This window comes from Prevotella sp. P2-180, assembly GCF_002251435.1.
GTDB lineage: Bacteria > Bacteroidota > Bacteroidia > Bacteroidales > Bacteroidaceae > Prevotella.
This window is the reverse complement of sequence record NZ_NPJI01000014.1, coordinates 25,589-39,367: the sequence shown is the minus strand read 5'-3', so window position 1 is coordinate 39,367 and position 13,779 is coordinate 25,589. Positions and strand designations below refer to the sequence as shown.

10 protein-coding genes and 1 other RNA gene are annotated in these 13,779 nt (G+C 48.1%); 4 read left to right on the top strand and 7 right to left on the bottom strand.

Features of this window, described 5'->3' with window-relative positions:
* Positions 1-8: 8 nt before the first annotated feature.
* From CIK98_RS02485 to CIK98_RS02470, 4 genes are all read right to left on the bottom strand, one after another.
* Positions 9-1,076: a nucleotidyl transferase AbiEii/AbiGii toxin family protein gene (locus CIK98_RS02485; protein ID WP_094382707.1), complete on the bottom strand. Its 1,068-nt coding sequence runs from the start codon at positions 1,074-1,076 to the stop codon at positions 9-11.
* Positions 1,073-1,774 carry a type IV toxin-antitoxin system AbiEi family antitoxin domain-containing protein gene (locus CIK98_RS02480; protein WP_094382706.1) on the bottom strand — a complete coding sequence of 234 codons (702 nt, stop codon included), beginning with the start codon at positions 1,772-1,774 and terminating at the stop codon, positions 1,073-1,075. The genes CIK98_RS02485 and CIK98_RS02480 overlap by 4 nt, the downstream gene beginning before the upstream one ends.
* 125 nt (positions 1,775-1,899) lie before the next feature.
* Positions 1,900-3,045: a site-specific integrase gene (locus CIK98_RS02475; protein ID WP_094382705.1), complete on the bottom strand. Its 1,146-nt coding sequence runs from the start codon at positions 3,043-3,045 to the stop codon at positions 1,900-1,902.
* Between the two features lie 77 nt (positions 3,046-3,122).
* Complete coding sequence (locus CIK98_RS02470) at positions 3,123-4,286, bottom strand: site-specific integrase (RefSeq protein ID WP_094382704.1); 1,164 nt, start codon at positions 4,284-4,286, stop codon at positions 3,123-3,125.
* Between the two features lie 419 nt (positions 4,287-4,705).
* Here CIK98_RS02470 and ssrA point away from each other — a divergent pair.
* The 3 genes from ssrA (at position 4,706) to CIK98_RS02455 (ending at position 9,024) form a co-directional block, all read left to right on the top strand.
* Positions 4,706-5,107: a transfer-messenger RNA gene (gene ssrA / locus CIK98_RS02465) on the top strand.
* 69 nt (positions 5,108-5,176) lie between these two features.
* Positions 5,177-6,394 carry a phosphoserine phosphatase SerB gene (gene serB, locus CIK98_RS02460; RefSeq protein WP_094382703.1) on the top strand — a complete coding sequence of 406 codons (1,218 nt, stop codon included), beginning with the start codon at positions 5,177-5,179 and terminating at the stop codon, positions 6,392-6,394.
* Positions 6,395-6,447: 53 nt separating this feature from the next.
* Entirely contained in the window at positions 6,448-9,024 is a 2,577-nt protein-coding gene (locus CIK98_RS02455; RefSeq protein ID WP_094382702.1) for an alpha-L-arabinofuranosidase C-terminal domain-containing protein, read from the top strand.
* Here CIK98_RS02455 and CIK98_RS02450 read toward each other — a convergent pair whose 3' ends face one another.
* Genes CIK98_RS02450 through CIK98_RS02440 form a run of 3 tightly spaced genes read right to left on the bottom strand, consistent with a single transcriptional unit; the run spans position 9,025 to position 11,056 of the window.
* Positions 9,025-9,933: a TraB/GumN family protein gene (locus CIK98_RS02450; RefSeq protein WP_253249617.1), complete on the bottom strand. Its 909-nt coding sequence runs from the start codon at positions 9,931-9,933 to the stop codon at positions 9,025-9,027.
* A 21-nt stretch (positions 9,934-9,954) separates the two neighbouring features.
* Positions 9,955-10,554: a hypothetical protein gene (locus CIK98_RS02445; RefSeq protein ID WP_094382700.1), complete on the bottom strand. Its 600-nt coding sequence runs from the start codon at positions 10,552-10,554 to the stop codon at positions 9,955-9,957.
* A gap of 25 nt (positions 10,555-10,579) precedes the next feature.
* Positions 10,580-11,056 carry an RNA polymerase sigma factor gene (locus CIK98_RS02440; protein WP_094382699.1) on the bottom strand — a complete coding sequence of 159 codons (477 nt, stop codon included), beginning with the start codon at positions 11,054-11,056 and terminating at the stop codon, positions 10,580-10,582.
* A 244-nt stretch (positions 11,057-11,300) separates the two neighbouring features.
* Here CIK98_RS02440 and pheT point away from each other — a divergent pair, with 244 nt between their 5' ends.
* Positions 11,301-13,763: a phenylalanine--tRNA ligase subunit beta gene (pheT, locus tag CIK98_RS02435; protein ID WP_094382698.1), complete on the top strand. Its 2,463-nt coding sequence runs from the start codon at positions 11,301-11,303 to the stop codon at positions 13,761-13,763.
* Positions 13,764-13,779 lie beyond the last annotated feature (16 nt).

Genomic DNA, 13,779 nt, shown 5'->3' with positions numbered 1-13,779 from the left:
GTTGGTTATTATAACAGTGCATCAGTGAGTGACCAGTAAAAGAAAGCCTCGGGATTGCCCATCCTCAACTTGTTCAGTTTCGTAGTCAGTCTGCCACTTATCGTCATATCTGATACCGACAAGGGATTGCCATTGTAGTGTCTGACCTCACGGATGCCTTTTTCCAACAGCGTTGCGAGATAGGCAGCCTTGGATGCGTCTGTGATTGCATCCTCTATCTTGTAGTTCTGCCTGTACATGAAAGGACGAATGCTTATGATGCCCTTCTGGAGCAGGGCGAATTTCTCCTTATCCACAAATCCTCTTGTGGAGATATTCAGGGCAGTCTGCCTGATGTCTTCATAGATGAGAGACACATCACTCGTGGACAGCCCCCTATAGCCAAGCTCTACAGGGGCAATCTTTGAGAATGCAGCTTCTGTGATGGTGAGATTGTCCACACGGTCGAAAAGTCTTCCCACATCATACAACTGCTTAATGATTTCAAGGGTAGCCAGCTTGTCGTTCTTGTAATAGGGAATACCTGTGGTCTCTGGTGCAAATGCAGTCAGCTTGTCACCAAGGATGTCGCCAATGGACGGGACATTGACCAGCGGACATTCTCCGATAACTTCTATCAGCTCACTCTGGATAGGCACACGCTCCACCTGCTGATAGTGGCAGTCCTCATACAGTACGTCCAACAAGATGTACGATGTCCTGTCCATGTCTGCCTTGAAAGCCACCTGATAGAAGAACTTGGAATGGCTTTTTGGCACATCCGTCCCAGCCTGTTTCCGTTCCACAAGCTTATAGTCAATGAATCCGCAATCCGCATACGAGGCAAGATATTGCTCGATGTCTGTACCCGGCGGACACATGATGTCGATGTCTATCGACAAACGGTGGGGAGTGTCATGTAGCAGAAGCATCAGGCATGAGCCGCCCTTGAAGTGGAAAGGACATCCTGAACGGGAAAGCATATCCAGCAGGGAAAGCGCACGGATGACTTTCTCAATGAGGTTAGTGTCTGTATAGTTCAGTTCCTTGGCTTTTGTCTCTATCCATTCGGTGGTAAAACATTTGTTGTCAATCATAATATCTCTTCTATTTTCAATCCGCGCCTTTTCGCATAGCGTCTCAGACGGGTGGCGTTAATAATATAAAGTGCCTTGGCATTGGCCATCATCCGCTCTGCCTCCGCACCTTGCAGGTAGGAGAAGTCTGGATCTTTGTTTATATCCACCAGAAGTTTCTCCAAAGTGGGTACCGTGACTCCTTCCATTGTCTGCAAGGGAGCCTCGGTAACAAGCGGCTTGACGATTATGCCTCCTTTTTCAAGGTCAATGTAGCGATAGACCATATCCGCGTCAGGCATCAACCAAACCTCCTTGCCGGTATGTTCCTTGATATACTCAAATATGCTCTCCATTGCCAGACGGTCTGTCTCCACGTATGTCATGTTGTTGCCTGACAGATGGTGTTGCAGGGGCGCAATACTCTTGCCATTGTATATACAGAAGGGCGCGAATGGAAAACGTTCTTTCAGGTTCCTCGCCAAGTCCAGTTCCTCCGATGTCAGCTCAACAGAAAACAGGTTCTTGTGTCCTGCCGAAGCATACACACCTCGGGCTATGCGGACAAGTTCTCCCTTATCCACCATCCTTGAAAGCATACAGTTCATGGTGCTGCGGGTTGTCAAGCCCATTGCCGACAGCCAAGTCCAAAGGTCATCCAAAGTGAACGATTCCTTCTTTGTCGAGTATTGCAATATAAGGTTCTTGTATGTGTCCATCTTGCTTTTGAAGTACTATTTTGTCTGCAAAGGTAATATAAAAACGGCAACAAACAAAATTTATTGCCGTTTTTATATCAGCATTGGGCGATTTTCTTGATGATTCACAAACATTCTTGTCTCAATCAGGCAAAGGCGGCATCAATCAGACTGACTGCATCGTCTTTTTTCTTATTGATGATTTTTGCGTAAATCTGCGTTGTTTCCACCTTGGTATGACCAAGCAGTTTGGAAACCGTGTAGATATCGGCTCCCAATGTCAGCATCATGGTAGCGAATGTATGGCGGCTGCAATGGAACGTGATTGGTTTGGTTATGCCTGCCGAGTCAAGCCAGTCTTTGAGCAGATGTTTCGTGCTTACCTGTACAGGAAGTTTGGGAAAAATGCGGTCATCATCCTTTGCATCACCTCTTTCGGGAAGCCATTGCAGGGCTTTCTTCGACAATGGCAGGTAAATCGGTGTCTTTGTCTTGTGCATGATGATATGCAGGCGGCATTGGCCGTTGTCGTCAGTCAGCTGTCCCCATGTGATTTTCCTAATGTCGCTCGTGCGAAGTCCGCAGTAACACCCGAAGAGGAAGGCCTGCTTTACATACAGATGCTTGCATTCCGTCTCTTCCAGGCGTTTCACCTCCTCAATGGTAAGGAACTCGCGCTTGCTTTCCGGTGCTTTCACCTTGTCCTGTGGCGTGAGCCTGTTCATCGGGTTTTCAGGAAGAACGTCCTCGCGGACTGCCATGTTGAGTGCGTTTCTCAGGCAAGCCATGTAATTGATGACCGTATAGGCCTGTATCGGCGTTCCGTCTGGCTTCCTGTGCTCATTCCTAAGATAGTCTGTCAGTCCGACGAGATAATCCCTGCCCACATCCCGGATGGCAATGTCCATACCGTACCCGTTGAGGGCATGGATGGTGTTGGAGATGAGTTTCCTGTCCTTGATGCCACGTTCCTCCTGTCGTTTCTTGTATGTCTCCATCCAGTCGGACAACTTTACTCTCGATTTGAGGGAAGTGTTCTTCAGTCCTGCCTTGTTGTTCGTGAACTCCAGAATACGCTTTAGTTTGATGGTGTTGGCAGCATTCAGCGTAGCTTCGTTGCGTGCCTTGGCTGCCGCATTTGTCTCTGGTATGAGGTAGAGTTTAAGGAACTCGTAACTGCGTTTCCCGTTGTCATAGCAGTCAAGGTAAAGCGATTCTGAACCGTTTGCAAGTTTCTTGGTACGGAGTCTGATTGGCTCTTTCGGCGTTTTAGACTTTATCTTCTTTGTCATGGTGTATGCTGTTTGAGGGTTGTGCTTTCTGTATTATTATATATATGGTGAAATCTGCCTTTGATGGTCCTGTGGGCTTAGGGTATCATTTCATCCATCAATCCCACAGTCTTGTCTTTAACGCTGTCAATGATTTTAGCATAGCGTTGGGTATGCCTAATGCTAGTATGCCCAAGGAGTTTTGAAACTGTATAAAGGTCAACTCCAAGCGATATGAGCATGGTGGCGTATGTGTGCCGCGCCACATGAAAGGTCACGTGCTTGCCCTTTATTCCCGCTTTCTCAACCCATGTATGCAGATGGTCAGAGATGAGTCCTGCGCTCAGTCCGTCAAATACAAGTTCCTCACCGTCTCTTTCCCCGGGATTACTTCCTATCCACCTCATTGCCTGTTTGGGAAGCGGAATATATACCAGGTTGGTGGTCTTCTTCATGCGTGTGCATACTCTCCATGCGCCGTCATCAAACGTGATGTCTTTCCATCGCAGGGACAGGATGTCTCCACGTCGCAAACCGCAGTTGCAAGAGAACAGGAAAGCGCTCTTGACAATATCCTTGTCACATGGGGTGTCTATGAGCCTTTTCACCTCGTCTATGGTTAGGTACTCACGGACTGTCTCTTTGGGAATTATCTTTTCGGAAGCATTGAGCTTCGTGATAGGATTGACCAGAATCACTCCTTCGTTGACAGCAATATTCAAGGAGGTTCGGAGTTGTCCAAGCACATTAAATCCCGTCTTGCCGCTCAGTGTCTTTCCGTCCTTTGTCTTGTACCCCGTTTTCAGGAAAGCGATAAAGCCAAGGCAATACGGAATGTCAACATCCTCCAACGCCACTCTTTCATTCCTGTACAATGACAGAAAGCGTCTGAGGGAACGGATGCTGTTGAGGTCTCTTACTCCTCGGTTCTTCTGGATCTCTTCATATCTGCCGATCCAGTCCATTAATGACAGTTTGCGTTCTTGCTTCTCGCTTTCTACGACTAAACCCTGCTGTTTTTGGGCTTTCAACATTTCCCGTTTCCGCTGCCTGCATATCTTTTCAGCCTTGGCGAGAACAGCCTGATTGGCTTTTATAGCCTTTTGGTCTGTTTCTGGTACTATCACCAGGTCTGGTATGCGTTCGTATGTGCGCACACCTTCCTTGTAGAACTCCAAGTAAACGGCTTGTTTCCCACCTGCCCGTTGGCGCAGTTGAAGCCTTACGGGTTCTTTCTTATATGCAGTCTCTTTTGTATTCATATTATACCCTGTGTGTGATTTCGGGTGCAAAGGTAACAAAAATAATTCAATCTGTCGCAAAAACGAGTAACAAAATATCGAAGAAAATGAGAATTTGACAGAACCAAAAGGAATAGAATAAGTGTTTATAAAGCCTTATATATAAGCATTATATGGTTACTTTCGTTTCTTTTCATTTCTCTTGTTTTCCTTATATTGGGGATTAGTGCACTTGTTTTTGGTGGATGGGGCTTGGTATATGACATTGGTATTCCTTTAATGTGTTCATATCTCAATAAAAAATAAAAGAATTGGTTAAAAAAATGCAAAGTTAGTGATTTTGTTTGGAACCGCCTAACTTTTATGTGAAAAAAACGGGGAAAAATTTGGAGTGTATGAAGAAAATGCGTATCTTTGCACCCAGATTACAGTATCTTAATGGGGCTGTTTGGATTTGACAGCGGGCAGAAATGGTACGTAAGCATGCGGAGTCTCGTCGGCTAACTCCATAATCAGAGTGGACAAAAAATTAATTGGCGAAAACAACTACGCTCTCGCTGCCTAATCGAAGTACAGTAGATTACTGGCTTTATCCAGTCACAAGGTGACAGGACGAGACATCGCTCAACCGGATGTTGTTCCGAATCAGGTTGGCCAAGCGGTGCAGGTAAATCGGAAATAGTCTTTGGCAGCCTCGTGCCGGGGATGAAATTTTAGAGGATAAGGTTGCAGTTGGTGGTCCTGGTCTTGCTGCAACACGAAAACCAAAGTCAGGAATAAGCATGTAGAAAGCGTATGGTTTCCCTGTGTGGACGAGGGTTCGACTCCCTCCAGCTCCACTGAAACATAATCAGGTAGTGAGGTAAGAGAAACATCTTTTATCCTCACTTTTTTTAATTACATAAACAATCATGGAAAAGGAAGAACAAATTCTCGTTGGTATTGCCGGACAAGACCGCCCTGGTGTCACAGCGTCGGTGACTGAGATACTGGCAAAATATGACGCAAAGATTCTCGACATCGGACAGGCTGACATCCACAGTACACTCTCACTTGGCATACTGTTCAGAATCAGTGAGAAACTCTCAGGACAGGTGATGAAGGAACTTCTGTTTAAGGCTACAGAACTAAACATCCATATCGACTTTACACCCATCGACGACGAGAAGTATGAGAACTGGGTGGGACAGCAGGGAAAAAACCGATACATACTCACCGTGATAGGACGAAGCCTATCGGCAAAGCAGATTGCCGTGGCGGCAAGGGTGATAAGAGACCAGGACCTGAACATCGACTCCATAAAGAGACTAACAGGACGGCAAAGCATAATGCATCCCGAGAAAAACACCAGGGCATGTATAGAGTTCTCCCTGCGCGGTACGCCTAAGGACCTTGCCTCCATGCAGTCGAAACTGATGCACCTGAGCGCTGACATGGAGTTTGACTTCTCGTTGCAGCGAGACAATATGTACCGCCGCATGAGACGTCTCATCTGCTTCGACATGGACTCCACGCTCATCCAGACCGAGTGTATCGACGAGCTGGCCATGAGGGCAGGAGTGGGCGAACAGGTGAAGGCCATTACCGAACGCGCCATGAGGGGCGAGATAGACTTCAAGGAGAGCTTCAAGGAACGTGTGGCGCTGCTGAAGGGTCTCGACGTGGGAGTGATGAAGGACATTGCAGAGCACATGCCCATAACGGAAGGTGTGGACCGACTGATGGCGGTGCTGAAACGATATGGCTACAAGATTGCAATACTCAGCGGAGGATTCACTTACTTCGGGGAGTTTCTGCAAAGAAAATACGGAATAGACTATATGTATGCCAACGAACTGGAAGTGGACGACAACGGAAAGCTCACGGGCAACTACCGTGGAGAAATAGTGGACGGACAGCGCAAGGCAGAGCTCCTGAAACTTATAGCACAGGTGGAGAAGGTGAACCTCGCACAGACCATTGCCGTGGGCGACGGAGCCAACGACTTGCCCATGATTTCTGAAGCCGGACTGGGCATCGCCTTCCATGCCAAGCCGCGTGTGGTGGCTAACGCAAAGCAGTCGATAAACACCATAGGGCTTGACGGAGTGCTTTACTTCCTCGGATTCAAAGACAGTTACATAGAATAACTCTATAAACTCTAAAAGCCTAACTTGGAAATACTAACTATATACTTAATAAAATGATGAAAAAACTATTTACAATTTCGCTTGCCGCGTTAGCTATGGCAGCCACGGCAGGCGACAAGGTGTTCCTCTATTCACCAGGCATAAAAGACGGAGTGAGAATAGCATACCTTGACGAGACAAAACCCGATGGAGGCGAGTTTGTGGACATAGCTCAGATATTCTCTTCCGACTATGGAACGTGGGGTGGGGAGAAACGGATGTTTTCTGAATATGCCATCGCCCTTGACGAAGGCGGATATGCTGCCGTGTTCCAAGTGAACGACGTGGCTCCTTGCTTTGCTGTGGCATACAGTGAAGACCTTACCACATGGCGACCACAGGACTATCCGAGGATGAGTCATCAGGGCGTATTGGCACCCGTGATAGTGCGCAACGGCAACAACTCCTACTCTGTCGTGTACAAGACGCGCGACGGCAAGTACCGTAAAACAAACACTGACGCCCAGTTCCGCCACTTCTCACCAGACATTGAGACTACTGCGCAAGAGTACGAGACAGCCAACCAAAAGCGTGACTTGGTGAACATTGGAGGAAAGCAGTTTACGGGCAATATCATATCGCTCGAAGGCAAGGCACAGACTGTAGAAGGCGTAAGAAACTACTTCAAGGCACTGGGTGAAAAATCGGCTACATGGGGTGAAACACTTAACGACGATCAAAAGAATTTTGCATCGCTGATAGCAAAAGGAAGTGTTGAAGCTTCAATTGAAGTAAAAAATGGTAATGCAAAGAAAATCAGCGATAAACTAATAGGAATATTCTTCGAGGATATTAGCTATGCCGCCGATGGAGGACTATATGCCGAGATGGTGCAGAACCGCGACTTTGAATACACTCCAAAGGACCACAAAGGCTGGCATGCCTTCACAGCATGGCGACTGGCTTCAGGAAGCAAGGCGCAGATAGTGAACAACAAACCTTTGGGAAAACCTAACGCCAACGCACTGAGCATCATTGCCGACACTCTCTACAACACAGGATGGGACGGCATGGCATTGAAACGCGGAGAGAAATACCTCTTCAGCTTCTACGTTAATACGACCGGAAAGAAACGCTTCGACGTGGCTGTGGTGGAAAACGGGAAGGTGGCGGCACAAACCACATTATACGTGAAGCCAGCCGACAAAAAAGCCTCAGAAAGACTGCACGACGGATGGCAGAAATATGAGGCTGAACTCGTGGCCAACGCCGACACGAAAGCTGCTGAACTGCGCATCGTCACCACAGGCAAGACGGAAGCCCTGATAGACCTGATAAGCCTCTTCCCGCAAGATACTTTCAAGGGACGAAAGAACGGACTGCGAAGAGACCTCGCGGAAACCATAGCCAATCTCCATCCAAAGTTTGTACGCTTCCCGGGAGGCTGCATGAGCCATGGCGACGGACTTGAAAATATTTACCATTGGAACCATACCGTGGGACCGCTCTACGAGCGCACGCCCGACCGTAATATATGGCACTACCACCAGACCCGCGGACTGGGATTCTACGAGTATTTCCAGTTCTGTGAAGACATTGGTGCCGAGCCTCTGCCAGTTTTGGCAGCAGGTGTTCCTTGCCAAAACTCCTCACAAAATGCGTGCGGATTTGGTGGACAGCAGGGAGGCATACCGATGGAAGACATGCCGGCATATATCGAGGAACTGATGAACATGATAGAATGGGCTAACGGCGATCCCGCCACAAGCAAGTGGGCGAAGATGAGAGCCGACGCAGGACATCCCGAACCATTTAACCTGAAATATATCGGAATAGGCAACGAGGACATCATTTCCACCGTGTTCGAAGAGCGATGCCTCATGATTAGCAAGGCCATACGCGAGCGTTATCCGGAGATAAAGATATGTGGAACGGCAGGTCCTTTCCATACCCCTTCGTCTGACTATGTAGAAGGATGGAAGTTTGCAAAACAGCAGGGTGACCTCTTCTATATGATAGACGAACACTACTATGAGAGTGTGGGATGGTTTATTAACAACCAGGACTACTACGACAATTACGACCGCAATGCGCCGAAGGTTTACCTTGGTGAGTATGCCGCCCGCAGCAAGCGTGGCAATATCGATTGCGCCCTCTCCGAGGCTCTTCACCTCTGCGGCATAGAGCGCAATGGAGACATAGTGGAGATGACCTCATACGCACCAATGCTCTGCCACTTGAAGCACCAGAACTGGAATCCCGACATGATATATTTCGACAACGAGACCATTGAGCTCACCCCGAGCTATGAAACCCAGCGCCTCTTCTCGAAATATTCCGGCGACCGCCTTTTGGCGTCGGGTGTGACCATGGAAGGTGTGGACAACAGTGTGACGAAGCGAGTGGCAGCCACCATCGTTGAGGACTCTGCTTCGGGTAAGAGATACCTGAAGGTGGTGAATGTTCTGCCAGTGCCGCTCACTCTCACCGTAAAGGCTCCAGCACTCAAGGCCAACTGTCCTACAGAGGGCTTTAGTGGCAAGCCGTCGCAGGAGAGGGTGAAAGTGGCTACGGCAGTGAAAGGCACAATAAATGGCGGCAACCTGCAGCTGCAGATTCCGCCATATTCACTGGAAGTAGTGGAGTTGTAATTACTTAACAGCTTCCACTGTATATCCCGCATTCTTCAGAAGCTGAAGGACGCCGTCGTCACCGGGAAGGTGACCGGCACCAACGTGGAATAGGGTGGAGTGGGCTGACATCATGGATGGCATCTTGGTAAGCCAGTCGCGGTTGCGATTGCCGAAGATGTCATCCTTTTCTTTTGGTGTGGAGTCACACTGGTCGTTGGTCTTCTCGTCGAGCAGGGCCTTAAGTCCGAGAAGGTCGAGGGAGTAGTAGGCCTTTATCATGCGGTCTATCATCTGGTCGTTGTATTCCGGGTTATCCACGAGACACATCAGCAGTTGCTTCTGGCGCTCAAGCGACTTGCCTTTATAGAGAGTGTTGATTTGGAAGTCGAGGGTTTCCAAGCCCACCACAGGCTTCTGCTTCTCAGCGGCATAGAGTTGGAAGGCGTTGTCGAGAAGGTCCTGGGGATTAAAGCCCGGCATCTTCTTCACAATGCTCACGAGAGAGAGTTGCTGGCTGAGGGCGGATGGTGTGAACTTGCCCATCTGCTGCATTATCATCGGGTTGTTGAAGTCAACGGTGAGCAGCGATGTCATGTAGGCGTTGAGACGTTTCATCTCTTCTTCTGTCATCAGGTCCTTGATGGTCTTGTCTCCATCTATCATCATTGCCGTCATCATTTTCTGCACGTTCTCAGGCGAGGTGATGTCTTTCATGTCAAGTTCGCCGCATACCTGTTCTGATGCGTCCATGGCAGCGCGGAGTCCCGGTATGGAGTCGATGAACGACGATGAGGCCACGTGGAATGTGCCTACGATGTAAGAAGGCTTCTGAAGGTCTTTACCACTGATTTTGTAAAGCAGTTGTGCTTTGAGGCCAATAATGCTCAGTGTGAACATGATGGCTGTAATTGCAATTTTTCTAAACATAATTATATTTATTTAAAGTGATTATAATTCTTCTTTTGTGAGTTCACGTATTTGCTGGATGAGCGAGTCGTTGGTGCGGTTCATTTTCACCAGGACGGAAAGACCAATGCCCAATCCAATCACACCTCCGACAATCATTCCGATGTTCATGGCCATGCTCATGACCTCGTCGGTTTCGGCAGAAAAGCAGAAGCCGTACCATATGAACAATACCACTGCTATTGGCAGGCTCACTGCCACCTGAATCCAGCGCAGTTTCTTCATGCGAATGAGCTTGTGGCCTGTGGCCACGAGGTTTTCAGCGAGCCAGTCGTTCTCCGACGTGTGGTTCAGGTAGAAGTCGAGCACTATGTCCACCGCTACAAGCAACAGAATGCATACCATCGGCCCCCAAGGCATGCCGGGAAACATCAGTTTTATTCCCATGAACGACAGTGCGCACAGCGGCAGCAGGGCCAAGAGTTCAAACCAGATGTATTTCATTATCCACGACATCTTGTTTGACATGGCGTTGCGCAATAGTTGGTCGTTGACTATTGTTTGATCGTTGAGTTTCTTTTTCAGTATGTTGAGCTGAGAGCGCAATGTCTCGAGCTCGTTGATGTTTTCATTGTTTGTCATGCTTTCAAAATATTATAAGGTATTATTAATTCATGTTTTTTAATTGTTCACGTATTCGCACGAGTTTCACCGAGACGTTTTTAGCCGATATGCCCACTATCTCACCAATTTCGTCGTATGGTATTCCTTCAAGCCACAGAAGTATGATGGCGCGGTCGAAGAATCCGAGTTTGTTGATGCGCTTGTAGAGCTGTTTCACCTGCAGCGTGTCGGAGTCGTTGTCATCGTAGAGGTTGATGTCCATCGACAACGAGTCTTTCTTCTGGTGTCGTTTCTTTTTCCGGTCGAGTGTTATGCAGGTGTTCAGGCTCACACGGTATACCCAGGTCTTGATGTCGCTGCGTCCTTCGAAGGAACCGAATCCCTTCCATAGTTTCACGAGTATTTCCTGAAACAGGTCGCTTACCTCGTCGTTGTCTTTTGAGAACATGTAGCACACTGTATATATGGTGGACTTGTGTTCCCTTACAAACTGTGCGAATTGTTGTTCACTTACTTGCATTGTATAGTTGTGTATTGTTTGTTTACGATTGTTTGACTTGCTGATGGCATGAAAAACTACAGCAAAATACGAAAAATTTCTTTTTTTTTCTGCAAAAGTAGTCTTTTTTTATTCTTTAAACCACTTTTGGCATACTTTTTTTCAATTTTTCAATATTTCAGAAGAAAGGGAAGAAAAAATTTGCATAAATGGCGAAAAATTATTATTTTTGCGCCGAATTTTGAAGACATAAATAACATTTATAATGAATATTTCATACAAATGGTTGAAAGAATACGTAGATTTCAACCTTACACCACAGGAAGTGTGTGATGCACTGACTTCCACGGGACTTGAAGTGGGTGCCCTTGAGGAAGTGCAAAGTATAAAAGGAGGATTGAAAGGTTTGTACGTAGGTAAGGTGCTTACCTGCGAACTGCATCCTAACTCCGACCACCTGCATGTCACAACAGTGGACTTGGGTCATGAAAATCCTTCACAAATCGTGTGCGGAGCACCTAATGTGGCTGCTGGACAAAAAGTGATTGTGGCTGACTTAGGTTGCGTGCTTTATGACGGTGACAAGGAATTTGTGATAAAAAAGTCAAAACTTAGAGGTGTGGAAAGCTGCGGAATGATTTGTGCCGAAGACGAAATAGGTGTGGGTAATAGCCACGACGGTATTATCGTCCTGCCTGAAGACGCCGTAGTAGGAACACCGGCTGCCGAGTATTACAACCTTGAGAGCGACTGGCTTATAGAGGTTGACATCACTGCCAACCGCTCTGACGCCCTGTCTCATTGGGGAGTGGCACGAGACCTTTACGCATGGCTGAAGCAGAATGGTTACGAGACAAGCCTCCACCGACCTGACTGTGAGGCATTCCGCGTGGACAACCATGACCTCGTAGTGGACGTGGAGATTGAAAACACTGAAGCTTGCCGTCGTTATGCTTGCGTGAGCGTAACTGGATGTGAGGTGAAGGAAAGTCCAGAGTGGCTGCAGAACAAGCTCCGCGTTATCGGTCTGCGTCCTATCAACAACATTGTTGACATTACTAATTATATAATGATGGCATACGGACAGCCAATGCACTGCTTCGATGCCGACATGGTTACAGGTCACAAAATTGTGGTTCGCACACAACCCGAGGGCACTAAGTTTGTTACACTTGATGGCGTGGAACACACCCTTGGCACCCACGACCTCAGCATCTGCAACGCTGAGGAGCCGATGTGTATCGCAGGCGTGTTTGGCGGCAAGGGTAGCGGCACTTATGAGTCCACCACCAACGTTGTGCTCGAGAGCGCATACTTCCATCCTACATGGATAAGAAAGAGTGCAAGGCGTCATGGACTTAGCACCGACTCTTCATTCCGCTTTGAGCGCGGTGTCGACCCCAACGCAACTATCTATGCTCTCAAGCAGGCTGCCATACTCTGCAAGGAACTGGCAGGAGGAAAGGTGTCGATGGAGATTAGGGATGAATATCCTAACCCTATAGAGAACGCAAAGGTGAGACTGGAGTACAGCTATGTGAACACACTCATAGGCAAGGATCTGGAACCCGAAACGATAAAGAGCATCTGTCAGTCGCTTGAGATGACCATCACGGCTGAGGACGCACAAGGACTCGACATCGAAGTGCCGGCATACAGGGTTGACGTGCAGCGCCCATGCGACGTTGTAGAAGATATCCTTCGCATCTACGGCTACAACAATATCGAGATACCTACACAGCTGAAAAGCTGCCTCGTGATAAAGGGAGAGGAAGACAAGAAACACAAACTCGCCAACCTCGTGAGCGAACAGCTCGTGGGAAGCGGTTTTAATGAAATACTCAACAACTCGCTCACCCGCGGCGCATATTACGAAAATCGCAACGAGTGGCCTGCCGACAACTCTGTGAAAATCATGAACCCGCTGAGCTCAGACCTGAGCGTTATGAGACAGACACTGCTCTTCGGCGGACTTGAAAGCATTGAACACAACGCCAAGCGCAAGAACGCCAACCTCAGATTCTTCGAGTTCGGAAATGTCTATCGTTTCGATCCTGACAGACAGAACGACGAAAACCCCATGGCGGCATACAACGAGCAGAACCACCTGGCGCTATGGGTTACTGGAAAGCGAGTGGAAGGCTCATGGGCACACGCCGACGAAGACAGCTCGTTCTACGAACTGGCCTCTTACGTGGAGAATATCTTCAGCCGCATAGGACTCAACCCCGGCATGACAGTGCGCAAGAAGAGCCAGAACGACATTTTCGTGTCGGGAATAACCATCGAAAACCGTGGAGGAAAGAAACTCGTGGAGATGGGTATCCTCGCAAAGAAAGTGTTGAAGGATGCCGACATCGACCGCCCAGTATACTATGCGGAGATGAACTGGACAGCACTGATGAAGGTGATAAGGAAAAACGAGGTGCTCTACACCGAGATAAGCAATTTCCCCGCCGTAAGCCGCGACCTAGCGCTGCTGGTAGACGAAAAGGTGGAGTTTGCCGAGATTGAGCAGATAGCCCGACAGACAGAGAAGAAACTCCTCAAAAGCGTGGAACTCTTCGATGTATATGAGGGCAAGAACCTGCCGCAGGGCAAGAAGAGCTATGCCGTGAACTTCATACTGCAGGACGAGACAAAGACACTCAACGACAAGCAGATAGAGGCAATAATGTCGAAACTCACGGCAAACCTCAAAAACAAGCTCGGTGCAGAGTTGAGATAACTTTAGTTTTAAACTT